This window comes from Burkholderia sp. ZZQ-2, from assembly GCF_050768715.1.
GTDB classification, from domain to species: Bacteria; Pseudomonadota; Gammaproteobacteria; order Burkholderiales; family Burkholderiaceae; genus Burkholderia; species Burkholderia cepacia.
This window is the reverse complement of sequence record NZ_LDVA01000366.1, coordinates 18,925-42,418: the sequence shown is the minus strand read 5'-3', so window position 1 is coordinate 42,418 and position 23,494 is coordinate 18,925. Positions and strand designations below refer to the sequence as shown.

Annotated in this window: 23 protein-coding genes; 7 read left to right on the top strand and 16 right to left on the bottom strand. The window is 66.7% G+C overall.

All coding sequences use genetic code 11. The features are described from left to right. Positions 1-14: 14 nt before the first annotated feature. The 4 genes from ABY44_RS37555 to ABY44_RS37540 all read right to left on the bottom strand — a co-directional run bounded on the left by ABY44_RS37555 (position 15) and on the right by ABY44_RS37540 (position 4,096). Positions 15-836 (bottom strand): ABC transporter permease subunit, encoded by an 822-nt coding sequence (locus tag ABY44_RS37555; RefSeq protein ID WP_027787300.1) that lies wholly within the window; start codon positions 834-836, stop codon positions 15-17. After that, on the bottom strand, positions 833-1,759 hold the full coding sequence (locus ABY44_RS37550; RefSeq protein WP_027787299.1) for an ABC transporter permease subunit: 927 nt from the start codon (positions 1,757-1,759) through the stop codon (positions 833-835). Before ABY44_RS37550 ends, ABY44_RS37555 begins: the two co-directional genes overlap by 4 nt. Then, positions 1,756-2,916, bottom strand: coding sequence for an ABC transporter ATP-binding protein (locus ABY44_RS37545; protein ID WP_027787298.1), 1,161 nt, complete (start codon positions 2,914-2,916; stop codon positions 1,756-1,758). The genes ABY44_RS37550 and ABY44_RS37545 overlap by 4 nt, the downstream gene beginning before the upstream one ends. 85 nt (positions 2,917-3,001) lie before the next feature. Next, complete coding sequence (locus ABY44_RS37540; RefSeq protein WP_027787297.1) at positions 3,002-4,096, bottom strand: polyamine ABC transporter substrate-binding protein; 1,095 nt, start codon at positions 4,094-4,096, stop codon at positions 3,002-3,004. Between the two features lie 421 nt (positions 4,097-4,517). Here ABY44_RS37540 and ABY44_RS37535 point away from each other — a divergent pair, with 421 nt between their 5' ends. Then, positions 4,518-4,721, top strand: coding sequence for a DUF1289 domain-containing protein (locus tag ABY44_RS37535; RefSeq protein ID WP_021159754.1), 204 nt, complete (start codon positions 4,518-4,520; stop codon positions 4,719-4,721). A 90-nt stretch (positions 4,722-4,811) separates the two neighbouring features. Here the strand turns inward: ABY44_RS37535 and ABY44_RS37530 are convergent, their stop codons facing one another. The 3 genes from ABY44_RS37530 to ABY44_RS37520 form a co-directional block, all read right to left on the bottom strand. Then, positions 4,812-5,453, bottom strand: a complete 642-nt coding sequence (locus ABY44_RS37530) for an OmpW/AlkL family protein (protein ID WP_027787296.1) — start codon at positions 5,451-5,453, stop codon at positions 4,812-4,814. A 65-nt stretch (positions 5,454-5,518) separates the two neighbouring features. Then, positions 5,519-6,709 carry an NAD(P)H-dependent flavin oxidoreductase gene (locus ABY44_RS37525; RefSeq protein WP_027787295.1) on the bottom strand — a complete coding sequence of 397 codons (1,191 nt, stop codon included), beginning with the start codon at positions 6,707-6,709 and terminating at the stop codon, positions 5,519-5,521. 121 nt (positions 6,710-6,830) lie between these two features. After that, positions 6,831-8,267: an aldehyde dehydrogenase family protein gene (locus ABY44_RS37520; RefSeq protein ID WP_060174543.1), complete on the bottom strand. Its 1,437-nt coding sequence runs from the start codon at positions 8,265-8,267 to the stop codon at positions 6,831-6,833. A gap of 124 nt (positions 8,268-8,391) precedes the next feature. On the opposite strand from ABY44_RS37520, the gene ABY44_RS37515 reads away from it, so the two are divergent. Continuing rightward, positions 8,392-9,153, top strand: a complete 762-nt coding sequence (locus ABY44_RS37515; protein WP_060174544.1) for a hypothetical protein — start codon at positions 8,392-8,394, stop codon at positions 9,151-9,153. Between the two features lie 331 nt (positions 9,154-9,484). Continuing rightward, on the top strand, positions 9,485-9,850 hold the full coding sequence (locus tag ABY44_RS37510; RefSeq protein WP_027787292.1) for a hypothetical protein: 366 nt from the start codon (positions 9,485-9,487) through the stop codon (positions 9,848-9,850). Between the two features lie 116 nt (positions 9,851-9,966). On the opposite strand, the gene ABY44_RS37505 is transcribed toward ABY44_RS37510, so the two are convergent. Further along, positions 9,967-10,446 carry a DUF2501 domain-containing protein gene (locus tag ABY44_RS37505; protein ID WP_021159760.1) on the bottom strand — a complete coding sequence of 160 codons (480 nt, stop codon included), beginning with the start codon at positions 10,444-10,446 and terminating at the stop codon, positions 9,967-9,969. Between the two features lie 286 nt (positions 10,447-10,732). Between ABY44_RS37505 and ABY44_RS37500 the strand changes: the two genes are divergently transcribed. Next, the gene (locus ABY44_RS37500; protein ID WP_060174563.1) at positions 10,733-11,281 is read left to right on the top strand and encodes a hypothetical protein; all 549 of its coding nucleotides are present in this window, start codon (positions 10,733-10,735) and stop codon (positions 11,279-11,281) included. 70 nt (positions 11,282-11,351) lie between these two features. Further along, positions 11,352-11,927, top strand: a complete 576-nt coding sequence (locus ABY44_RS37495) for a polysaccharide deacetylase family protein (RefSeq protein WP_060174545.1) — start codon at positions 11,352-11,354, stop codon at positions 11,925-11,927. An 18-nt stretch (positions 11,928-11,945) separates the two neighbouring features. Here the strand turns inward: ABY44_RS37495 and ABY44_RS37490 are convergent, their stop codons facing one another. Then, positions 11,946-12,905, bottom strand: coding sequence for a phosphotransferase (locus tag ABY44_RS37490; protein ID WP_060174546.1), 960 nt, complete (start codon positions 12,903-12,905; stop codon positions 11,946-11,948). Between the two features lie 25 nt (positions 12,906-12,930). Here ABY44_RS37490 and ABY44_RS37485 point away from each other — a divergent pair, with 25 nt between their 5' ends. Further along, on the top strand, positions 12,931-13,620 hold the full coding sequence (locus ABY44_RS37485) for a cephalosporin hydroxylase family protein (protein ID WP_060174547.1): 690 nt from the start codon (positions 12,931-12,933) through the stop codon (positions 13,618-13,620). Here ABY44_RS37485 and ABY44_RS37480 read toward each other — a convergent pair. The 6 genes from ABY44_RS37480 to ABY44_RS37455 all read right to left on the bottom strand — a co-directional run bounded on the left by ABY44_RS37480 (position 13,577) and on the right by ABY44_RS37455 (position 20,333). After that, positions 13,577-14,782: a glycosyltransferase gene (locus tag ABY44_RS37480; protein ID WP_060174548.1), complete on the bottom strand. Its 1,206-nt coding sequence runs from the start codon at positions 14,780-14,782 to the stop codon at positions 13,577-13,579. The two genes, ABY44_RS37485 and ABY44_RS37480, sit on opposite strands and share 44 nt — an antisense overlap. A 7-nt stretch (positions 14,783-14,789) precedes the next feature. Then, a complete protein-coding gene (locus ABY44_RS37475; protein ID WP_027787285.1) occupies positions 14,790-15,863 on the bottom strand; it encodes an asparagine synthase-related protein in 1,074 nt (357 codons plus the stop codon). Continuing rightward, positions 15,860-16,720, bottom strand: coding sequence for a 4Fe-4S cluster-binding domain-containing protein (locus tag ABY44_RS37470; RefSeq protein ID WP_233634251.1), 861 nt, complete (start codon positions 16,718-16,720; stop codon positions 15,860-15,862). The genes ABY44_RS37475 and ABY44_RS37470 overlap by 4 nt, the downstream gene beginning before the upstream one ends. A gap of 22 nt (positions 16,721-16,742) precedes the next feature. Next, positions 16,743-17,735, bottom strand: coding sequence for a phosphotransferase enzyme family protein (locus tag ABY44_RS37465; protein ID WP_060084948.1), 993 nt, complete (start codon positions 17,733-17,735; stop codon positions 16,743-16,745). Next, positions 17,736-18,485 (bottom strand): FkbM family methyltransferase, encoded by a 750-nt coding sequence (locus ABY44_RS37460; RefSeq protein WP_060174550.1) that lies wholly within the window; start codon positions 18,483-18,485, stop codon positions 17,736-17,738. It lies immediately after the preceding gene. Between the two features lie 255 nt (positions 18,486-18,740). Beyond that, complete coding sequence (locus ABY44_RS37455; RefSeq protein WP_060174551.1) at positions 18,741-20,333, bottom strand: ABC-F family ATPase; 1,593 nt, start codon at positions 20,331-20,333, stop codon at positions 18,741-18,743. A 169-nt stretch (positions 20,334-20,502) separates the two neighbouring features. Here ABY44_RS37455 and ABY44_RS37450 point away from each other — a divergent pair, with 169 nt between their 5' ends. Continuing rightward, entirely contained in the window at positions 20,503-20,955 is a 453-nt protein-coding gene (locus ABY44_RS37450) for a lipocalin-like domain-containing protein (RefSeq protein ID WP_027787280.1), read from the top strand. Positions 20,956-21,094: 139 nt separating this feature from the next. Here the strand turns inward: ABY44_RS37450 and ABY44_RS37445 are convergent, their stop codons facing one another. Continuing rightward, the gene (locus ABY44_RS37445) at positions 21,095-23,380 is read right to left on the bottom strand and encodes an AsmA family protein (protein WP_060174552.1); all 2,286 of its coding nucleotides are present in this window, start codon (positions 23,378-23,380) and stop codon (positions 21,095-21,097) included. Positions 23,381-23,494: the final 114 nt, after the last annotated feature.

The following is a 23,494-nucleotide window of genomic DNA, read 5'->3' as shown; positions in this document are numbered from 1 at the left end:
ACGCCGTTCAGGCGTCAGGTCGCGAACCCCGCCATCCGCTTGCGCTCCTGGCGCAGCATCACGAAGTTCGCAATCACGACGCCGGCCGTCACCGCGACGATGAACAGCGTCGCGAGTGCGTTCATCTCCGGGTTCAGCCCGAGGCGCACACGCGAGAACACCACGAGCGGCAGCGTCGTCGAGCCCGGGCCCGACAGGAACGCCGACAGCACGAGGTCGTCGATCGACAGCGTGAACGACAGCAGCCAGCCCGCGATCAGCGCCTGCGAGATCAGCGGCAGCGTGATCGTGAAGAACACCTTCAGCGGCGTCGCGCCGAGATCGAGCGCGGCCTCTTCCAGCGACGGGTTCAGCTCGCGCACGCGCGACTGCACGATGATCGCGACGTACGAGATGCACAGCATCACGTGGCCGAGCCAGATCGTGAAGATGCCGCGCTCGGCCGGCCAGCCGATCCACTTCGCCAGTTCGATGAACAGCAGCAGCAGCGAAATCCCCTGGATCACCTCGGGAATCACGAGCGGCGCGTTGATCATCCCGCTGAACAGCGCGAAACCGCGAAAACGCCCCATCCGCGCGAGCACGAAACCGGCCCAGGTGCCGATGATCACCGACGCGAACGCGGTCAGCACGCCGATCTTCAGCGACAGCCATGCGGCCGTCAGCAGCTCGTCGTCCTCGACGAGCGCCGAGTACCAGCGGAACGAGAACCCCGACCACACGGTGACGAGCTTCGACTCGTTGAACGAATAGACGATCAGGCTGATGATCGGGATGTACAGGAACGCGAAGCCGGCAAACAGCGCCGCGAACTGCAGGTAACGATTCGGCTTCATCGACGGCCTCCCTGCTCCTTCGCCTGGAAGTGCTGGAACATCGCCATCGGCACGAGCAGCAGCAGCACCATCGCGCAGGTCACGGCCGATGCCATCGGCCAGTCTGCGTTGTTGAAGAACTCGTTCCACATCACGCGGCCGATCATCAGCGTGTTCGCGCCGCCGAGCAGCTCGGGAATCACGTACTCGCCCACCGCCGGGATGAACACGAGCAGGCAGCCCGCGATGATCCCGTTCTTCGACAGCGGCAGCGTGATCTGCACGAACGCCTTCCACGGTTTCGCGCCGAGGTCGTATGCGGCCTCGAGCAGACGCAGGTCCATCTTCACCAGGTGCGCGTACAGCGGCATCACGAGGAACGGCAGGTACGAATACACCATCCCGATGTACACCGCGTAGTTGGTGCGATACAGCTCGATCGGCGTATGCGTGAGGCCGATCCACATCAGGAAGTTGTTCAGCAGCCCGTTGTTCTTCAGGATGCCGATCCACGCGTACACGCGGATCAGGAACGACGTCCAGAACGGCAGCATCACGCCCATCATCAGCAGGTTGCGGGTCGCCGGGTTCGAGCGCGCGATGTAGTACGCCATCGGATAGCCGATCAGCAGGCACAGCAGCGTCGTGATCGCGGCCACCCACACCGAGTTCACGTAGGTCGCGAAATACAGGCTGTCCGTGAACAGGAACGCGTAGTGCGACAGGTTCAGCGCGACGTGCACGACGCCGTCGGCGTACGACGCAAGCTCCGTGTACGGCGGGATGCCGAGCTGCAGCTCCGCGAAACTGATCTTGACGACCAGCACGAACGGCACGAGGAAGAACAGCACGAGCCACGTGAACGGGCCGGCCACGACCGCCGTGGCGCCCGTCAGGTTGAAGCGCCGCACCGGCCACGAGAGCATGGACTTGAACGAGGTCATGACGTCAGCACCACGCCGGCAGTCGCGCTCCAGCGCACGTAGATCTCGTCGCCGAGCGACGGCGTGTCGAGCTCCGAAATCGCGAGGCTCGACACGTTCGCGATCACCGTCTTGCCGCCGTCGAGCTTCACGTGATACAGCGAATAGCCGCCCATGTACGCGACGTTGCCGATCCGGCCGCGCGCCCAGTTGAACGCGCCTTCGGGCGGCTTGCGCGTGAGCGCGATCCGCTCGGGGCGCACCGACACCGTGACCGGCATCCCGAGCGGGCCCGAGATCCCGTGGCTCACGTACAACCGGCTCGGCAGCTCCGGCGATTCGATGTACACGTGGTCGGGTTCGTCCTCGACGGTCACGCCTTCGAACAGGTTCGTCGAGCCGATGAATTCGGCCGAGAAGCGGCTGTTCGGGTATTCGTACACTTCGTTCGGCGAGCCGATCTGCACGATCTGGCCTTCGCTCATCACCGCGAGGCGATTGGCCATCGTCATCGCTTCTTCCTGGTCGTGCGTGACCATGATGCAGGTGACGCCGACCTTGTTCAGGATGTTGACGAGCTCGATCTGTGTGCGCTGGCGGATCTGCTTGTCGAGCGCGGACATCGGCTCGTCGAGCAGCAGCAGCTTCGGGCGCTTGACCAGCGAGCGGGCCAGCGCGACGCGCTGCTGCTGGCCGCCCGACAGCTGGTGCGGCTTGCGCTTCGCGTACTTGGTCATCTGCACGAGTTCGAGCGCCGCGGCCACGCGCTCCTTCAGCTCGGCCTTCGGCGTGCCTTCCTGCTTGAGGCCGAACGCGACGTTCGACTCGACCGACATGTGCGGGAACAGCGCATACGACTGGAACATCATGTTCACGGGCCGCTTGTACGGCGGCATCTGCGCGAGGTCCTCGCCGTCGATCAGGATCTTGCCCGACGTGACCGTCTCGAGGCCCGCGAGCATCCGCAGCAACGTCGACTTGCCGCAGCCCGAGCTGCCGAGCAGCGCGAACAGCTCGCCCTGGCGCACGGTCAGGTTGACGCTGCGCACGGCTTCGGTGTCGCCGAATTTCTTGACGACGTCGACGATCTGGACAAAGTTCTCGGCGCGCGCATCGGCGCCGGAGGAGGAAACGGAGGACGGTGCGCCCGCGACCGGCGCACCCGACTGGCTATTCATGATGTGCTGCATCTCTCCTGCGTTGAACGAACAAAGCCCCCGGGGGCACCAGGGGCTTCATGACTGCTGGGAACGCCGGCTCGCGTCAGCGGCCCGACTTCAGCTCGGTCCACAGACGCGTCTGCAGACGCTGGATTTCAGGCGGCAGCGGCTTGAGCAGGAACAGCGTCTTCACGACGTCGGCCGGCGGATAGACGGCCGGGTCGTTCGCGACGTCGGGCCGCACGTACTTGCGGGCCTCGGCGTTGGCGCTCGGGTAGTACACCGCGTTCGTGATCGCCGCGTGCACCTTCGGATCCTCGATGTAGTTGATCCACTCCAGCGCGGCTTCCTTGTTCTTCGCGTCCTTCGGGATCGCCATCACGTCGAACCACACCGGCGCGCCGCCCTTCGGAATGTAGTACTCGACCTTGTACGACTTCTTCGCCTCGATCGCGCGATGCTTCGCGATCACGACGTCGCCCGACCAGCCGAACGCGAAGCAGATGTCGCCGCCGACCAGGTCGTTGATGTAGCCCGACGAGTTGAATTGCGTGATGTACGGGCGGATCTTCTTCAGCACTTCCATCGCGGCCTTGTAGTCGGCCGGGTTCGTGCTCATCGGATCCTTGCCGATGTAGTGCAGCGTCGCCGCGAACATCTGGTCGGGCGCGTCGAGCACCGACACGCCGCAGGTCTTCAGCTTCGAGATGTTTTCCGGCTTGAACAGGATGTCCCAGTTGTCGAGCGGCACCTTGCCGAGCGCCTGCTGCGCCTTCGTCAGGTTGTACGCGAGACCGGTCGTGCCGTACGCCCAGGGCACCGAGAACTTGTTGCCCGGGTCCGCGCCGGCGACGAGCGCCATCAGCTGCGGATCGAGGTACTTGAGGTTCGGCAGCTTCGACTTGTCGAGCGGCGCGAAGATGCCGGCGGCGATCTGCTTGCCCGCGTAGTTGCTGGTCGGCACGACGATGTCGTAGCCCGAGCTGCCCGTCAGCAGCTTCGCCTGCAGCGTATCGTCGCTGTCGTAGTTGTCGTAGCGAACCTTGACGCCCGTCTGCTTCTCGAAGTTCGGGATCGTGTCCTTCGCAATGTAGTCCGACCAGTTATAGACATTGAGCTGCGTATCCTTCGCCGCTGCCGCCGATGCACCCACGCACAGCGCGAGCGCTGCGAACCGGCCCACTACCTTTGCTTTCATCCCGTTCTCCCTCCGGCCGGACACGTTGCCCGGCTGCCGTCTGCCTCGTCATGGCGGCGCATTCTGGCGCGCCGCCCCTCGAAAACCCCGAAAACTACCATCATTCGCGCCCCGTCACAAAAAAATCATGCCGGTGTCGCGCAAACGGAACAGATATCCCGCTGCCGGCCGGTCAGGCGGCCCGTGCGGCGGGACGTTCCCGGGGAATTCTATCGGGTAATCGGCGGCTGTCCACCGGGAAAGACAGGCGGCGACGAAACCGCGTTCGGCGGCCGGACGCGAGCCGTGCGGCGGTCGCGCCCGAACCCGGCCGTACTGTCACGCCGCCGCACCGGTACGGCATGCCGGCCGCGCCCGTCCGACCGACCGGCCGCGATGCATTAAAATGGCGGCTGACGATTCAACTGCGTGAACCCCTCCGATGGCCTCCAATCTCCACGACCTGCCCGACAGCCCCTGCATCGGCGTGTGCTCGACCCTCTTCGACGAAGTCTGCAAGGGCTGCGGCCGCACGGCGGCCGAAGTGTCGAACTGGGTGTTCCTGAGCGACGACGAAAAGCGCGCGGTATGGGAGCGCATCCAGCGCGAAGGCACCGCGATGCGCTTCCAGTACGACAAGCTGTAAATCCGCCGCGCAAAAAAAAGCGGCATGCAAACCGCCATGCCGCCAACCCCAACTCTGTTCTGTCTCTGTTCCTGTCCTTTCCCGCCGCGTCTAGAACTTCATCCCGACGCCCACGCCGACGATCAGCGGATCGATGTGCAGCGTGCCGATGCCCTTGTCGCCGAGCGTCGCATCGGTGCTCATCCAGATCTTCTTCACGTCGACGTTCATGAAGACCTTCTTCGTCAACTGCACGTCCACGCCGAACTGCAATGCCGGGCCGAAGCTGCTCTTGTTGATCGACACGCCCTGCCCGCCGACGTTGAGCCCGTTGTTGTAGAAGTACGTGTAGTTCACGCCCGCGCCGAAATACGGACGCACCTTGCCGGCATGGTTGAAGTGATACTGCAGCAGCAGCGTCGGCGGCAGCACGCCCACGCCGCCGAGATTGCCGAGGCTCGACGTCAGCTGGTGCCGCGACGTGCCGAGAATCAGTTCGACGCCGAGGTAGTCGCGGATCATGTACGTGAAGTCGAGCTCGGGCACGATCGCGTTGTTCACGCCGACGTTGAGCGCGCCCAGCGTGTCGCTCGCGCGTTCGTTCGGCTGGATGCTGATCGCACGCAGCCGGACCAGGACGTCGCCCTGGTTGATGCCGTCGCCCGGCGAGGCCGCGTGCGACAGCGAAGGCATCGCGGCGAAACTGGCCGCAACGGCGGCAGCGGTGACACAAGTTCGAATCGTTTTATGCATGGTACGGACCCCCAAAGAATGGTTCCCATTTTCCTCGTAGGGTCTTTTCATCGTCTTGATATCCGTCAAGCCAGCGTAAACGTGGGACGGTTTGCCGCAGGCTCGGTCGCACAGCCCGTCAGCAGCAGGTCGAGCAGGTCGCGCACGCTGCGAATTGCACGGCCGAACGGCAACGCCTCGCGGCCGCGGAAGAACAGCCCGTTCGCGACGTCGCCGCGCAGCGCCGCCGCCAGCCGTGTGTCGATGCAGAAATGGCCGAACTTCTCGATGCCGTCGCGCAAGCCGCATACGCTCAGGCATTCGAGCGCGGTCGGGCAACGCTGCTTCAGCGCGCCGAGCTTGTTGCGGATGCGCGTCTCGTTGCGCAGGTAACGATCGAGCCACGGCGTTTTCACCGCGCGTGCGGGCAGCCCCGTCACGCTGACGAATTCGACGATGTCGTCGGGCGTCGCGTCGGCCAGCACGCGCTTGAAGTGCGGATGCGCATCACCCTCTTCCGTCACCGCGAACGGCGTGCCGACCTGCACGCCGTTCGCGCCGGCCTCGAGCGCCGCGCGCACCGTGTCGTGACTGTTGATCCCGCCCGCAACGATCAGCGGGATCGTTTCGCGTGCGATGCCAAGCGACGCCATCACCTGCGCGGTCTCGTCGAGCACGCGTGCGAAATCGAAACGGCGGTCGTGCATGTCGTCGATCTGCGTGACGCCGAGATGGCCGCCCGCATGCGCCGGATGCTCGATCACGATCGCGTCGGGCAGGCGCCCCTTCTTCATCCACTTCTTCAGCACGAGCGCGATCCCGCGGCTGTCCGACAGGATCGGGATCAGCGCGATGTCGTGTCCTTGCGTGAGATCGGGCAGGTCGAGCGGCAGGCCCGCCCCCATCACGATCGCATCCGCGCCCTCGTCGCATGCGACCCGCACGTAGTCCGCATGCGCGCTCACGGCCTTCATCACGTTGACCGCGATCATCCCGCGTCCTTCGCTGTAGGTCTTCGCGAGACGGATCTCGCGGGCGAGCGCCTCGAGGTTCGCGGCCTCGAGCGTCGCGCGATCGGGTTGCGCGCGGCAACGCGCGAGCAGGTCCGCATGATGGTGACGCAGGTCGATGCTCGCGATCGTGCCGACCGCGCCTTCGCGCGCGACGCTGCCCGCCAGGCGGTGCGCGGAGATGCCGACGCCCATGCCGCCCTGCACGACAGGCAGCAAGGTGCGGCCGCGGATCGTCAGCGGCGGAAAGGAAGTGCGTACGGTCATCTGAAACCTCGTCGGAACATCGGAACCGCGATGATCGACGATCCACCGCCGCGCACCTTGACGACCGTCAATAAAAAAACGGCACCAGCGTGCCGTTTTCGGTTCGTGCGGCGCGAAGCGCTCAGGCAGGCTTCGCGGGCTTGAGCTGCATCGACTTGTACTCGAGATATTCCTCGAGCCCGTACACGCCGTTCTCGCGGCCATGCCCCGACTGCTTGTAGCCGCCGAACGGCGCGGCGCCGTTCCACGTGCCGCCGTTGATGTCCACCTGCCCGGTGCGGATACGGCGCGCGATGCCCATCGCACGTTCGTCGCTGCCGGCCCACACCGCGCCGCCGAGCCCGTACGGTGAATCGTTCGCGATCCGCACGGCCTCGTCCTCATCGCGATACGTGATGATCGACAGCACCGGCCCGAAGATTTCCTCCTGCGCGATCGTCGATTTCGGATCGACGCGGCCGAACACGGTCGGCTTCACGAAGAAGCCCTTCGTGAGCCCTTCCGGCAGGCCCGTGCCGCCCGTCACGAGCTCCGCGCCTTCGTCGATCCCGCGCTGGATGTAGTCCTGCACGCGCTGCTGCTGCACGGCCGACGCAAGCGCGCCGAGACGCGTCGCATCCTGCCGCGGGTCGCCCGCGACGTACGATTCGGCCGCGGCCTTCGCGATCTCGCGCGCTTCGTCGTAGCGCGCTTCCGGCACCAGCATCCGTGTATGCGCCGAGCAGGTCTGCCCCGCGTTCAGGTAGCACGCGTTGACCGTGCCCTTCACCGCCGCCGCGAAATCGGCATCGTCGAGGATCACCGACGCCGACTTGCCGCCGAGCTCGAGCGCAACGCGCTTGACGCCCGCGGCCGCCAGCTCGGCGACGCGCTTGCCGGCGCGCGTCGAGCCCGTAAACGACACCATGTCGACGTCCGGATCGGTGGCCAGCACCTCGCCGACCACGGGGCCGTAGCCGCACACGAGATTGAACACGCCGGCCGGCAGCCCGGCTTCGTGAATCGCTTCGGCAAGCATGAACGCGTTGAGCGGTGCGACTTCGGACGGCTTCAGGACGACCGTGCAGCCGGCCGCGAGCGCCGGTGCGACCTTCAGCGTCACCTGGTTGAGCGGGTAGTTCCACGGCGTGATCGCCGCGACGACACCCACCGGCTCGCGCACGACGAGCGAGTTGCCGACCTGTGCCTCGAACTCGAACGACTCGGCAAGCTTCGCGTACGCCTTCCAGTTGTAGATCGGGCCGCCGACCTGGATCGCGCGCGACAGCTTGATCGGCATCCCGACTTCGCCGGTGATCGACTGCGCGAGCTCCTCGCTGCGCGCCTGCAGGTGCTCGACGATCTTGCGCAGGTAGCCCGCGCGCGTCGAGGCCGGCGTGGCCGCCCACGCGTCGAAGGCCGCGCGCGCCGCGCGGATCGCGTCCTGCGCGTCGGATGCGACGCCTTCCGGAATCCGGCCGATCACGGCTTCGGTGCCCGAGTCGATCACGTCGATCGTGCCGGTGCCGGCCGGCTTGCGCCACGCGCCGTCGATATAGAACTGGTCGTAGATTTTCATCGTTTTCCGCCTCCAGGAAAGCCGACATTCTAGCGAGCGTTTCGGCCGGCCGGTGCGACGATTGACAGCTATTGGAAAGGTCTTTAGCCTCGGCGCCTCATTCATCATAAGAAAGGAGAATGCCTTGAGCATCCTGACCAAAATCGAGGGCGGCTATCTTCAGGTATTGCGCGTGATCGTGCTGTTGTTCGCGACCGCGGTCCTGATCGGCGGGGTCATATTCGGCGCGATCGCACTCGATGCGCGCCTGTCGAAACCGCCGAAAGTCGATTCGGCCATCCAGGTCGATCCTGCATCGTTCGCGTGGGAGAACGACGCAACCGCCAAGGTCACGCCGGCCGCCGGCGGCGCGGCAGCGAAGGACGACAACGCGTCGCCCGCGCTGCGCCTGTCGACGCAACTGTCGGGCATCGTGCAGAAGCACGGCCGAGCGGCCCTGTCGCCGGACTACGCGGTCGATCGCGACGCGTACGAGCCGTCGTTCCAGCGCGTGCTCGGCGACGACGACCATCCGGAAGTCGCGTACTACGAGCAGCAGATCGCGTATCTCGACAAGGTGCTGTCACGCGCGGACGTCGCGGCCAGCGTCAAGAAGAAAGTCACCGGGCACGGCGACGAATATGCGCGCGAGCAGGCGTACACCGACGTCGTGTCGGCGGTCATGCGCGACTTCTCCGAGCGCTACGACGCACGCCGGACCGCGATCGACAACGAGAAGAAGGCCGCGGAAGAAACGGCTGCCGAGAACGGCCAGACCGCGCGCTTCGCCGGCGTCGCCGCGCTCGTCGCGCTGTATTCGTTCGTGTCGCTCGCGGTGCTGATCATCCTGATCCGCGTCGAGCGCAGCATCCGCTCGATCGCGCGCGCCACGCACACGGCGACCTGAATCCGCTCATCCGCCAGCCCGCGCGCCGGGCTGCGGGGGCCCGGCGACGGGCCCGCTTCGCGGCGCAAGCGACCGCTTTCTGGTCGCTTCCTGGTCGCTCCCCGGCCGCATCTTCCCGTGTCGTTCCTCACGCGCTCGCGCACTTTTCGTTCCCGCCGCTCCCTCATTCCTCCGTCGGCCATCCGCGCCGGCGCGGCGTCCGTTTCGCCACCGCCATGTCAGCATCCGCCCGGGTGCGCGGCCGGGCCCGCATCGTGCTATGTTTTTACTATCGGCACCGGCCCGTTGCAACCGGCGCCGCCCGGAATCCATGTATTTCGTGAGCGCTGCCATGTCCGACGCACCCCATACCCTCGGCTCGCAAGACCGCCTCGAGCTGCTTTGCTGGCTCACCTGCGGCAACCTCGGCGCGTTTTACCTCAACGAATCGTGGCCGGACGCCACGTTCCAGGTCCAGGCCGCACACCGCTGGCTCGACCGCCATCACCGTCAGGCCGACTGGCTCGCGATCGCCAAGCTCGCGGCGCTCGCGCAGGACATCGCCAAGCGGCACGCCGGGTTCGTCGATGCGTCGTGGGCGCGCGACGCGGTCGAGGAAATCGTCGATACCGACGACCTCGACTATCGGGCGAAACTCGTGCAATGGGTCTACGAAGACTGCTGCAAGGCGCTCGCCGACAAGCGGCTGGCCGATTGACGATCGGGACGGCACGCGCGGCGCGGCATCGCGCTCCTGTCGTTGACGGGAATGTCGGCCTGAAAGACTGACGGGTGCGGTACGTCGCGCATCGCACCCCGAACCGCGAGGCGCGCTTACAGCAGCGATTTCGCCTGCGTCAGCACCTTGTCGCAGATCTGCCTGGTTACCTGCTGCTTCAGTCCGCCGCCGCTCAGGTCGAGCTTGCTGCCATTGCCGGCGTCGAGCACACCGCTCGCGCCGCTGGTATAGCCGCTGTCGGACGACGCGTTGCCGCCGAGCTTGCCCATCAGCGCGTCCTTCACCGACGACGCACCGCCGGATGCCCCGCCGAGATAGTTGTTCTGGATGCAGAACTGCAGCAGGCCCGCGACGTTGCCGGTGCTGCCCGGCATCAGCGACGAACCGCCACCGCCCGTCAACGCGCCGCCGATGCCGCCGAGGTTGCCGAGCGCACCGCCCGCGCTGCCGCCCGAATCGCCCCCGCCGCCGACCTGCTTCAGGACATCGCCCAGCTGCGCATGCGCCACCGAAAACGGCGCGAGCAATCCGATCAGCGCACCGGCAATGGTCGCGCGGTATAGACGTGCATTCATGTGAAGCCTCCCGGTTGTGACCGCGTGAGTACCGCGAATCGAATCCAAGGATACTCAATCAACCCGTGCATGACAGCCTTCGGAGGCGGCCTGAAACGTCAGGCATCGTGATATCGCCACGATTTGACAAAGCTTGACGGCGAGCCGCGTGCGGACATGCCGGTTTTGCATCCGCGCGCGATCGCCCGCCCGGGTCGCCTGCGCGCGCGAAGCGTCATAGAATCGTCGTCGCCGGCCGCCCGGACCCTCCGGCCCGATCTCGATCCCGAACATGAAGAACGCTCGCGTGACGCTTGCCCATCGCTTTCTGCTGTTCGCCGGCGCAGCGGCCGCGCTCGGTTGCGGCGCCGGCACCGCCGGCGCGGCCACGCCCACGGCCGCCGCCGCATGCCCTTCGCCATCGTTCGAGCGCTATCCGGCACCCGCCGCAAGCGCACCGCGCAAGCCCGCCGCGGCACCACGCCTGACCACCAGGGAAGCCCGCCTCTACCGCACCGTCATTCGCGACGAATTCACGCAACCGGCCAACTTTGCCGGCCACTACCGCGTCGCGACCTGGGGTTGCGGAACGGATTGCCGGAATTTCGCGATCGTCGACAAGTACACGGGCGCGACGTACACGATGCCCGGCGTACAGGCCATCGCAGGCGTGATGGGCAACGACGAGGAGCGCGTCGATTTCCGGCCCGGCAGTACGCTGCTGATCGTCGCGGGCTGCTTCAACGACGATTGCGACTACAACGACGCGAAGGCGGCCCGGTTCTTCTACGAGTGGACCGGTACGCGCTTGCGTCGGGTCGGCACCTGTCCATTGGCCATCGAGCCGCGCGAGTAGCCGGCCGGCTAGTCGCCGCGACTTGCGCTATCGTTCCCCCGGTACACCTTGAACGGCGCACCCACCTGCGATGCCCATTTGCCTCAGTTTCGATGACGGCCCCGGCCCGTCGACGCCCCTCCTGCTCGACGTCCTGCAAGCCGCGTCGTGCCGCGCGACCTTCTTCCTGCTCGGCCGGAATCTGGCAGGCGCGCTCGATGTGGCCGCACGCATGGCGCGCGAAGGCCACCGGCTCGGCAATCACACCCGTTCGCACGCGAAGCCGGGCACGCTGTCGGACGACGCGTTGATCGACGAGATCGAGACGACCGACGCGCTGATCCGCGATGCCTATCGCGAGGCCCGCGTGCCCGCGCCGGATGCGATCCCGCTGCGTCTGCCTTATGGACTGATGCCGCAGGACAGTCGCGCCCGCGTGCTCGCACGGCTGCAACGTGAACACACCGGCTGGACCGCGATCCTCGACGACTGGCAGCGGCCGGCGCCGTCGCCGCAGGCGCTGTTCGACGCGATGTGCGCCCATGTCGACGCCAGCATGTCACGGCAGCGCGACGTGCTGTTCTGCATGCACGACGGATCGCGGCACGGCGAGGCACGGCCCAACACGGTCGAAGCCGTGCGCCTGTTCCTGAATCGGCCGCGCTGACGTGGCATCCGGCCGGCGTCAGGGCGCAGCGCCATCCAGCAACTGCCACCAGCCGCCGAGAAAACCGATGCCGGGCCCCGGCACCCACAGGCCGCGCTGCGCGGCTTCCAGGTGAATCAGCGTCTGGTCCGCGCAGAACAGGGCCATCAGCGCGTCGCGGCGGTCATGCATCCAGTCAGGCACGGCATCGGGCCGCGTCGCCGCATAGGCCCGCAGGCCGGCGTCCCAGCGGCGCGCGTCGAATACGAAGCGATCGTCCCGGCCCGCATCGCGCGACAGCGCAAACAGCGCAAACGCCGCTTCGAGCCACTGCGCACCCTGCCCGACGTCGTCGAAATCGAGCACGCCGTTTACGGCGCCCCCTAGGTACAGCAGATTGCCCGCGTGATAGTCGCCGTGCAGCCAGTGCACCGTGCCCGTCAGCCAGCGTGCGGTAGCGTCGAGATGCGCGCCGATCCGACGGATCATCGTCCCGTAGTGGTCGCTCAGGTCTCCCGGCAACGGCGGCGCGGCGCGCGCGGTTACGCGTGCGTGCCGCGCCGACAGCCAGGCCAGCGGCGCCGATTCGGTCACGGGTATCGCCGCCAGCGCCTCGTGCAGATGCGCGAGCGCACGCATCGCATCGATCGCGCCCGCCTCCGCTTCGTCCGGCAGGCCGGGGCTGCCGTCGATATGCTCGAACAGATGCAGCCAGCTTCCGTCAGGCAGTCGCACGCCGGATTGCGCGTCCACGGTCGGCCGCAGGCGCGGCAGCGCCGGCAGCATCGGCGCCGTCCGCGTATCACCGAGATGACCGAGTATCGCCGCCTCGCGATCCACCTGCCCGACCGGCTTGCCGGACCACGACACGCGCAGCACCGCGCGTCCCGCATCGCACTCGACGAGATACGTTTTGTTAGTATGGCCCGACGCCAGCGCCTGCATGCGTGCAGGCCCGATGTTCCAATACCGGTGAAGCCACGGTTCCAGCGTTTTCACGTCACTCCTACTCGTTGCATTGACCATGTCAGAGCGTCCTTCGGCCCGCATGCGGGACATCAACATCGAATGGCTGACGCGCGCCGCCGAATTCGACCACCTGTTCCAGACGCGCTGGCTCGGCGAGCGCTTCTTCCACTTGCCCGGCGACATGCTCGCGCTCCAGGAACTGATCTGGCGCGAGCGTCCCGACTGCATCGTGCAGACCGGCATCGCGGCGGGCGGCGGCGTCGTGTTCTCCGCGTCGATGCTGGCGCTGAACGGCGATCGCGGCCGTGTCGTCGCGATCGAGCCGCGCCTGCGCGACGACGTCAGGCAGCGCCTGCAGTCGCATCGGCTCGCCGATCGCATGGTGCTGATCGAAGGCGAATCGTGCGCGGCCGACACGCTCGCATCGGTACGCGCGCAGATCCCGCAGGATGCGCGCGTGATGGCGATCCTCGACCTCACGCATACCCACGCGCACGTGCTGCGCGAACTCGAATGCTATGCGCCGCTCGTGACGCCGGGCAGCTACGCGATCGTGATGGATACCATCATGGAATACCTGCCCGCGTCGATGTTCGACGGCAAGCCGTACGGCAAAGGCAACAACCCGGCCACCGCCGTGCGCGACTATCTCGACCGCGACGACCGGTTCGAGGTCGACTACGACATCGAAGACCGCGTACTCATGACGCTGTCGCCAGGCGGTTTCCTGAAGCGAGTTCGCTGATCAGGCGCGCGGCCTCCGCCGAGCCGTCACGCGCGTAGCTCGCACGGATCCGCGCCGCCTGCTCGCGCAACGAACCGGGGCGCAACAGGCACGCGAGCGCATCGGCGATCTCGGCCACGCCGGCGTGCTGCAGATCCAGCACGCGCCCCGCGCCGGCCCGCTCGACGAAGTGCGCCGAATGAAACTGGTCGTTGCAGAACGGCGACAGCAACATCGGCACGCCGCATGCGAGCGACTCCATCACCGAATTCGCGCCACCATGGCTGACGAACGCGTGCGTGCGTCGCAGCAGCGCCAGTTGCGGCACGTAACGCACCGCGATGACACGCGCGTCGTCGGCCGGCAGCAGATCCGCATCGACCAGCTCGCCCACCGACAACACCAGTTGCGCCGGCGTCGCGCGCGCCGCCTCGATGACTTTCGCGAACACATCGGGATGGTAATAAAGCTGGCTGCCGAGCGACATGTAGACGAGCGGACGATCGGCATCGAGGCGCTCCCACGGGAACGGCGTCTCGTCGCCACGCGGGCCGGACGGCAGCGCGGGGCCGACCAGTTCGACACCGGGCGGCGGCGCGCCGACCAGCGCGTCGGTCGTGAACGCGAGCGTCAGGTGCGGCGACAGGATGTCGCAACCGCGAAAGCGCGCATCGAGCCCGTAGCGCGCGAACAGCCGGGTGCGTTCCGGCGCCAGCCATCGCACCGTGCGCAGCAATTCGGAGTCGAGATCGTCCGGCAGCACCGGATTCAGCGAATTCGACATCGCCACCCACGGCAGCCCCTCCAGCTCGGCGGCGATCGCCGCCGCATAGAGCAGCGGATCGATCACGACCACATCGGGCCGCCAGTCGCGCAGCACCGCGCGGATGCCGTCCACCTGTGCGGGCGCCAGGTCGATCAGCAGCGTGCGGATCCAGTGCCGCAGCCAGTCCGCGTCGCGGATGTTCGCGGCAAAGCTCGCGCCGCGCGACAGGTCGTGACGCTCGGGTGTCTCGCGCGGCCCGACGAACGCGAAGCCGCCGGCGGCGTCGAGCTGGGCGCTGATGTCGGCCGGCGCATAGAACGCGACGTCGCACCCGGCGGCGCGCAGATGCTGGGCCGGGCCGATGCACGGATTGACGTGCCCTTTCTCGGGCACCACGCAGAACAGGATGCGTTTCATGAGCGGCTCAGGTTGGGCGATGCGCGGCATCGAGAGGGGTGTCGAGGCGGTTGAAATGATCGAGGATCAGCGACAGCGTCGTCCACAGCACGCGTTCGTTGTCCGTTTGCAGCGTGGGCGCGTCCAGACCGAGCGTGTCGGCCAGCGCGCGCGTGCGGTCGCGATCGAGCAGCGTCGCGAGATCCATCGCCGGGGCGAGCCGCCCGCGCTTGGGGCCATGCACGAGCCGGTCCGGCAGGTTCAGGCGCGCACCGAGATCGCGCAGGCATTGCTTGTCCGGATCGGGGGCGATGCTAGTCAGATGCGCGACGACGGCATCGTCGACGAACGGCGGATGCAGGTCGACCGACGCCGCGTCGAACAACGCATGGCACAGCGGCAGATAGTTGGCCGACTGGTCGCGGCGCAACACCTGGTCCGCGCCGTCGCCGGTGATGGCCACCTCGACGCCGTCCGCGGCCATCGCCTCGGCCAGCAGCAGCTTCGCGACCGGATGAAGGTTGAACATCGGCTCCTCGACCGCATGGGTCGTTCTCGGCAGCGCCGCGACGAAATCCGCTTCGTTCACGCGCACGAGCTTCACGTTCGCCTGCATCTGCCCGGCCAGTTCGAGTGCCGCATCGCGTTCGCAATAGTCCGGCATGTCGGTCACGAGGATGTAGGACGTCACGTGCCGCTGCGCGCCGAGTTCGCGCAGCAGCGCAAGCAGCAGCGCCGAATCGAGCCCGCCGCTCAACGCCAGCGCAACGCGCTTGCCGCTGTCGAGCGCACGTTGCAGCGACGCGCGCAGCACGGTTTCCAGATCCGCGTGCTGCGGCCGCCCGGGTGCCGGCTGAACGGCCAGCCCTTGCGGCGAACGGATCAGCGCATGGCCGGGCGGCACCGCGCGCACGTCGCGCAGCACGGTGCGGCCGACCAGGCGCTCGCCGCTCAGGTAGCCCGCGATGGCCGCCGCGTCCGGCTCGCCGGCCGGTTGCGCCGACGCGCGCAGGACGGCCCGGATGCCGGACGCCGCCGTGCCGCTGCGCGGATGGTAGTGAAGCCGGTCGAAGCCGAACAGGTCGCGCGTGCCGACGATCATGGATAACGAGCCTTCAAGGAGTCCACTTCAATGCGTTTGAGGATGCGATGCGGTGCCACCGGCGCGCTGCCGCCCTGGCAATGCAAGCACGCTTCGAGCGGCGCCTCGCGTTGCAGATAGGCGAGCATCGCGTCGAGCATGCCCGCGTCGTCGCGCAGCGGCAGGCCGTCGGATCGAAAATCCTTCTCGCCCTTGTAGAGCGTGTGGAAATGCGCCGGGCGCGTGCACGTGTAGAACATGCCGTCGCGAATCATATGGCAGCGCTCGCGAATCCAGCAATCGTGATAGAGGCGCTGCGCGGCGTCCCGGTCGGTGCCGGGCTGTGCACGGTTCATCGTCGTGAACACGTCCTGCACCTTCCAGTTCAGGCGCACGTCGAAGCGCGCGGCCTGGTGCTCGATGTGCGCGACCAGGTCGGCCGAAAGCGACGGCTTCGGATAGCGCGAGATCGTCAGCGCGTCCACCGCCTGCCAGAACGCGTCCGTCATCTCGCCGAGCTTCAGGCCATTCGTCGTGACGGAGATCACGGGCGCGATACCCGTGGCGCGCACGCGCCCGACGAGCTCGACGAGCGCCGGATGCAGCAGCGGTTCGCCGCCGACCAGCTTGAACATGCGCGGGCGCAGCACCTTCGCCGCACGGCGCAGATCGGCCTCGAGCGATGCCGGGCTCGCGTACCACTCGGGCAGAAGCGGCGACAGCGAGCAGCATTCCGCGCACGTCAGGTTGCAGTGGTCGACGATATGCGCTTCCAGCGAGCGCGTCAGGACGCGCCCGTCCTCGACACGGTAGTCGCGATCCAGCGGCGGCGGAAATACGTGCTGCCGCTCGCCCGGCGGCGACGTCGGATGCGGCATCCGGTTCAGGTTCGAATTCACTTCAGCGTCCTGCTTCGATGCAACGGGAAAAGAAATCGACCAGGCGGTCGCGGGCATCCACCATCGCGGATGCCATCGTCACCGCGCCGCTCAGATGCGACGCGAAACGCGACGGGTCGTCGAGCCAGCCTTGCACGATCCAGAGCTTCAGCGCGTGCTGCAGGCATGCGGCATCGACCGCCCAGGCAATGCGTGCAGGATCCACCGGCCGCACCCGCAGGTATGCGCGCACGAACGCTTCCGCCAGCTGCGGCGCTTCCAGCGGCAAATGATTCAGGCAACGCACCAGTTCGTATTCGCGCGGCGCGCCGATCGTCGCTTCCCAGTCGAGGATCAGCGGCGGCAGCGTGCCCGTGAACAGATAGTTGAACTGGTTGTAGTCGTTGTGGATCGGGTGCTGCGGATCGTCGGCGGGAAACGCGTCGATGCTGCCCGGATAGTAGCGGTCGAGCATGCGCAGCGCGAGATCGACGTAGCGGCGCAGGTTCGCGGCGTTCTCGTTCGAGCGTGCGTGATTCAGCGCATCGAGCAAACTGCGCCGCACCGCATCCGCGTCGATCGCGATCAACCGCGCACGGATCGTGTCGAGCGATGGCAGCTGAAGGCGTTCGAGGCTCAGATGCAACGCGGCCAGGCTCGCGCCCAGCGCCTCCCATTCGGCCGGCGAAAACGTATCGTAGGTTCTGAACTGCCCGAGTTCCCAGCGCGTGAGCATCGCGTGGGCGTTCGCCCCCGTCCACAGCGGTGCGCCGGCTGCCGTGCGTTTCAGCGCCTGCACATGGAAACGCGTATCGCCGTGCGTCTCGAAGTGCGCGAGTACAGCCGCTTCCCTGGCCGCACGCGCCTGATGCCCGGCCGCGTAGAGCTTGACCGCTACGCCGCCGTCATCGGTCGGCAGATGCCATACGCGTTCGCTGACCTGGCGCGGCGGCCCGCTACGGCCGAGCGCGCAGGCTTCCAGGATCTCGTCGAAGGTCGCAGCGAGCGGGCCCATTCAGATGTGCTCGGCCGGCCCGTGCCGATACGGATGACCGGTCAGGAACGTGTTGTGTCCGACATAGCGCAGCTTGTACATCGCGGGCCGGAACAGCACCGAAGGATCGTTGTTCGCGATACCGAGCAGCGGATACAGGTCCTGCCGCACGAAGAATGCGTTGTTGCCCATGTCGTCGCAGCAGACGAGTTCATATCCCTTCTGCCTGCCGAGATGCACGAGCGATTCGAGGCTCGCGCCGTAATAGGTCGAGCCGTCCCATTCGTGATCCGGGTTGAAGCACATGACCCAACGCTCGGGCGGCGTGTAGTACGGGTTGTATTCGATCACGACGATGCGCGGCTTGAACGCCTGCAGGCCGCGCCAGACCCAGTAGTCGTTGCCGTCGATATCGATCGACAGCAGGTCGAAGTCGGTCGGCGTGTTCGCGTCGGCGAGCAGATGATCGACCGTGTCGGGCTGGACGCGGTCGTGATGCAGGCGGATGCGCTCTGCACCCGCGTAGTGCGCGGCCAGCTTGCCGAACCGGTACGCGCTGCCTTCCACCAGCACGCCGGCCCAGTCCTGTTCGCGCAGCAACCGGGCGGTGTTGCTGTTGCGCAGGCCGTCGCTGGCGCCGATATCGACACAGAAGCGGTTGATCGGCGCGATCCGCTCCATCAGGCGCGACAGGATGCCCTCCTCGGTGCCCTGCGCGTACAGGCTTTGCGCAAGGCCGGACAGGTCGAGCGGGAGAGGATGGTCCGGCATCGGGGGCGGCTCCGGGTCGAAATGGGGAATGATGATTGGCGTTCGGTGGGTAATTTACCCGAAGTCGATTCGCGGGAGGAAACCGGAATGAGAAACGCTGCCGGGCCGCGCGGCAAGCGGAAATGAAAAAGCCCGCATCGACAACGCTGTCGATGCGGGCCCGATTTACTTCCGGCGGTTCGCTCCGTGGGGACGGCTGGAGGTACTGCTTGCCTGTCCAGCCGCGGCACTTGGCCGGAGGAAGCCTCAGGACACTTATTCCTGCCCCTGGCTCGTCAGGAACTCCTCGTAATTCCCGCCGAAGTCGAACAGCGTGCCGTCCGTACGCACTTCGATGATCCGGTTCGCCAGCCCGCTCACGAATTCGCGGTCGTGCGACACGAAGATCAGCGTGCCTTCGAACTGCTCGAGCGCGATCTGCAGCGACTCGATCGATTCCATGTCCATGTGGTTGGTCGGCTCGTCCATCAGCAGCACGTTGTGGCGGCCGAGCATCAGCTTGCCCCAGATCATGCGGCCCTTCTCGCCGCCCGACAGCACCTTCACCGACTTCTTGATGTCGTCCGACGAGAAAAGCAGGCGGCCCAGCGTGCCGCGCACCATCGTTTCGTCGTCGCCGTCCTTGCGGTACTGGTCGATCCAGTCCATCAGCGTGATGTCGTTCGGGAACTCCTCGTACGTGTCCTGCGGCATGTAGCCGACATTCGCGTTCTCGGACCACTTCACCGTGCCGTGCTCGAGCGGGAGCGCGCCGAGCAGCGAACGCAGCAGCGTCGTCTTGCCCGCGCCGTTCTCGCCGATGATCGCGATCCGCTCGCCCGGCTGCACCGACAGGTTGAAGTTCTGGAAGATCGTGCGCTCGTACTTCTTCGTGATGTCTTCCGCGACCACCGCGACGTTGTGCAGCTTCTTCTCGAACTCGAAGCGGATGAACGGGTTCTGGCGCGACGACGGCTTGAATTCCTCGATCTTGATCTTGTCGATCTGCTTCGCGCGGCTTGTTGCCTGACGGGCCTTCGACTTGTTCGCCGAGAAGCGGCGCACGAAGTCCTGCAGCTCGGCCACGCGCTCCTTCGCGCGCGCGTTCGCCGCGGCCTGGCGCTCGCGCGCCTGTGCCGATGCGAGCATGTAGTCGTCATAGTTGCCCGGCCAGACCTTCAGCGTGCCGTAGTCCATGTCGGCCATGTGCGTGCACACCGAGTTCAGGAAGTGACGATCGTGCGAGATGATGATCATCGTCGAGTTGTACTCGTTGAGCGTGTGCTCGAGCCAACGGATCGAGTTGATGTCGAGGTTGTTGGTCGGTTCGTCGAGCAGCAGCACGTCCGGCTTCGAGAACAGCGCCTGCGCGAGCAGCACGCGCAGCTTCCAGCCCGGTGCGACGTCGCTCATCGTGCCGTTGTGGAACTTCTCCTCGATGCCGATGCCGAGCAGCAGCGCGCCCGCGCGCGCCTCGGCGTCGTAGCCGCCGTATTCGGCGAACTTGCCTTCGAGCTCGGCGGCGTGCATGTAGTCGTCGTCGGTGGCTTCCGGGTTCGCGTAGATCGCGTCGCGCTCGGTCATCGCGGCCCACATCTCGGTGTGGCCCATCATCACGACGTCGAGCACGCGCACTTCTTCGTACGCGAACTGGTCCTGGCGCAACTTGCCCAGGCGCACGTTCGGCTCCAGCGCGACGTTGCCGGCGCTCGGCTCGAGGTCGCCGCCCAGGATCTTCATGAACGTCGACTTGCCGCAGCCGTTCGCGCCGATCAGACCATAGCGGTTGCCCTCGCCGAATTTGACCGAGATGTTCTCGAACAGGGGCTTTGGCCCGAATTGCATCGTGATGTTGGCAGTAGAAAGCACGGCAGGTCCCGTTAAAGGATAATTCGACGGAAAACCGTGTATTTTAGCAGGTGTCGGAGAAACTGCCGACCACGCCGTTCCGGCAGCGCATTCCAGCCCCCTGGACCGCCGCCCGGCGGCCCGCCAACACGACGGCACGCGCCCCGCCGCCGCCTGACAGGAATCCCGCATGCTTGCCAGCCAGCTTCGCGAACAACTCGTCGGCGCGTGGCGCCTCGTGTCCTACGAAATCCGCCCGCGCGACGGCAGCGCCGTCACCTATCCGCTCGGCCGCGACGCACGCGGCTGGATTCTCTATACGCGGGACGGTTACATGTCGGCCCAGCTGATGGCTGCCGGCCGCCCGCCGTACGCGAGCGGCGATCTGCACCGCGGCACCGAGAGCGAGTGCACGGCCGCCGCACGCGGCTACATTGCCTATTCAGGCCCCTTTCATCTCGACGACGACGGCACGCTGACCCACGAAATGGACGTCAGCCTGTTCCCCAACTGGATCGGCAACGTGCAGCAGCGGGTCTTCAGGCTCGACGGCGATCGCCTGCAGCTCGGCACCGTCGGCCCCGTGCGAATCGACGGCCGGGAAGTCGACGCCGTGCTGCTGTGGGCGCGCGCGGGTAGCTGACACGCCACGAACGGTCGACACGGTTCGCCGGGGCGATACATCGATACGGCCAGGCGGCAGGTCGTTGCAAGCCTGCTCCGCGCACGGAACGGTTGCATCGGCCGCACGCGCGTCGCGCTCACCGCGCGACGCACGTCCGTCACTTGCCGGCTTTCGCGGCGGCCTTCTGGGCCGCCGTCGCCTTCACCTGCCCGAACAGCTCCGAGCACGGCACGTCCTTGTTGTTGCTCGGCGCGATCAGCGGGATCAAGGCCGCGAACGGGTTGATCAGGCCGAGGCCGACCATCGCGCCGGCGCGCAGCGCGAGCGCGCCCGCGTCGACGCCGACCTTCGGATCCTTGAACGTGCCCTTCGCATACAGCGGCGAGCGCAGCGAGAAGATCCGGAAACCCTTCGTATGCGGATGGATCTTCAGGTCGAGCGTTTCGTCGCGCAGGCTGATCGGGCCGTCGACGTTGATCAACGCATCGTCGGTATCGAGCGCGAACACCTTCGGGTCGAGCATCCCGTTGGTCGCGACGAAGTCGACTGCCGCGCAGTTGATCTTCACGTCATTGTTGCCGAACAGCTTCTCGTACACGACGTTCGCGACGTTCAGCCCCGCCGCCTCCATCAGCAGGCGGCTGATGCGGCCGTCCGTGACGAGCGCCTTCACTTCGCCGGTCGACGTCGCGGCCAGCGCGGCCGGCGAGTTGCCGGTCGCCGACAGCGACGCATCGCCGTTGATCTCGCCGAGCGCCGACTGCATGACCTTCTGCGTGGGGAACAGCTGCTTGAGCTTCAGGTGCCGCGCGGCCACCGTGAAGCGGCCCTTCAGCGGCGCGCCGCTGCCGTCGAGGTGCGCGGTCGTCGCGAGCGTACCGCCCGCGACGCCGAACTGCAGCGGTTCGAGCGACAGCACGCCGTCCTGCATCACGATGTGCGTGTACAGGTTCGTGATCGGCAGGTTCGAACTCTTGATCAGCTTGCGGCCCGTGAACTTGACGTCCGCGTCGATCTCGCGCCAACGATCGGTACGGAACGTCTCGACCGGCAGCACGCGGCCCGGCGGCTGGCGTGTCGTGTCGCCGCGCCTGGCCTTGCTTGCGGCCGTATCCGCGCCGATCACCGGCGCGAGGTCCGAGAACTGCAGCAGGTTCGACACGAGCTCGCCCGACAGCTTCGGCCGCGGCTCGCGCTGCTCGTACACCAGCGTGCCGCCGAGATCGCTGCCGCCGACGCGGCCGTTGAAGTTCTCGTAGCGGAACGTGCTCGCGCGCCGCTTGAAGTTGCCGATCAGCCGCCCTTCCGTCGCGTAAGGCGGCGTGTCGGGCAGCGTGATGCCGGTGAGCTGGTAAAGGTGCGACATCGACGTGCCCTGCAGCCACAGCCGCAGGTCGATCGCCGCGAGATGCATCGGATCGGTCAGCGTGCCGACGATCGCGAGCCGCGTGTCGCCGGCCTTCACGTCGGCCTGCAGCGGGAACGGCCGCGACGCATCCTGGATCGCCAGCACGCCGCCGAGCTTGCCGGTACCGCTGATCGGCACGTTCTTGTAGCGGCCGTCGACCTTCAGCCCGAACGCATAGGTCGGGCCGGACGGCTTCGCGGGCGCCGCAGCGCCGCTTGCAGGAGAAGCGGAAGCGGCGACCGACGCCGATGAAGCGGACGACGACGAAGCCGATACCGCCGCAGATGCAGCCGAAGCCCCCACCCCCGACGCCGCACTCGCGGCCTGCGCGGCGGACGCGCCCGATGCGGCTTCCGCGTTGGCCTTCGCGCTCAGTTGCGCGGCGCCGCGCTTGCCGACACGCTGCGCGGATGCCGCGCGCGATGTCTGCTCCTGCTCCTTCAGCACATCGCCGAGGGGAATCGGCTGCCCGAGCGTATCGATCGCGACGGTCAGGTCGGCCTTCGTGATCGCGTCGCGATACGTGACGGTGCCCTTCGCGAAGCCGAAGCTGTCGAGCCGCACTTTCCACGGCGACGGCTGCGACGATTGCTTGAACTGGAAGGTCCACGTGTTGCGGCCGTCGGCGAGGCGCTCGAGGTCGACGGCCGGATTCACGACGTCGATCGACGGGATGACGATTTCATGCGCGAGCAGCGGCAGGATCGCGAGGTCGAAGTGCGCGGCATCGAGCGTGACGAACTTGGGCGTCTTCGCCCAGTCGGGGTTGCCGATCTCGAGTTGCGTGGCCGAAAAGCTCGGCCAGGGCACCCAGGCACGCCAGCCGGTTTCGCCGTCGGGGCGGCGCCAGCCGACCTTGAGATCGCCGTTGATCGCGAACGGGCGGCCGAGTGCGGCACTCACCTGTTCATTGACCCACGGCTTCGCGCGGTTCCAGTCGAACGTAAAGAGAAAGACGCCGGCCGCCGCGATGAGCACCGCGACGATACCGACGATCCATGCAGCCGATTTGCCGATGGCTCGGGTAAGCGTCATGGCGGTTCCGTTGTTGTTCTGAAATGTCGCCGCACCATGCCGGGCCGCTTGCGTGGACGAACGGCGCGCGACACCCGCGGCTTTTCAGTCGGTATTATGACGCACGCCATGGTG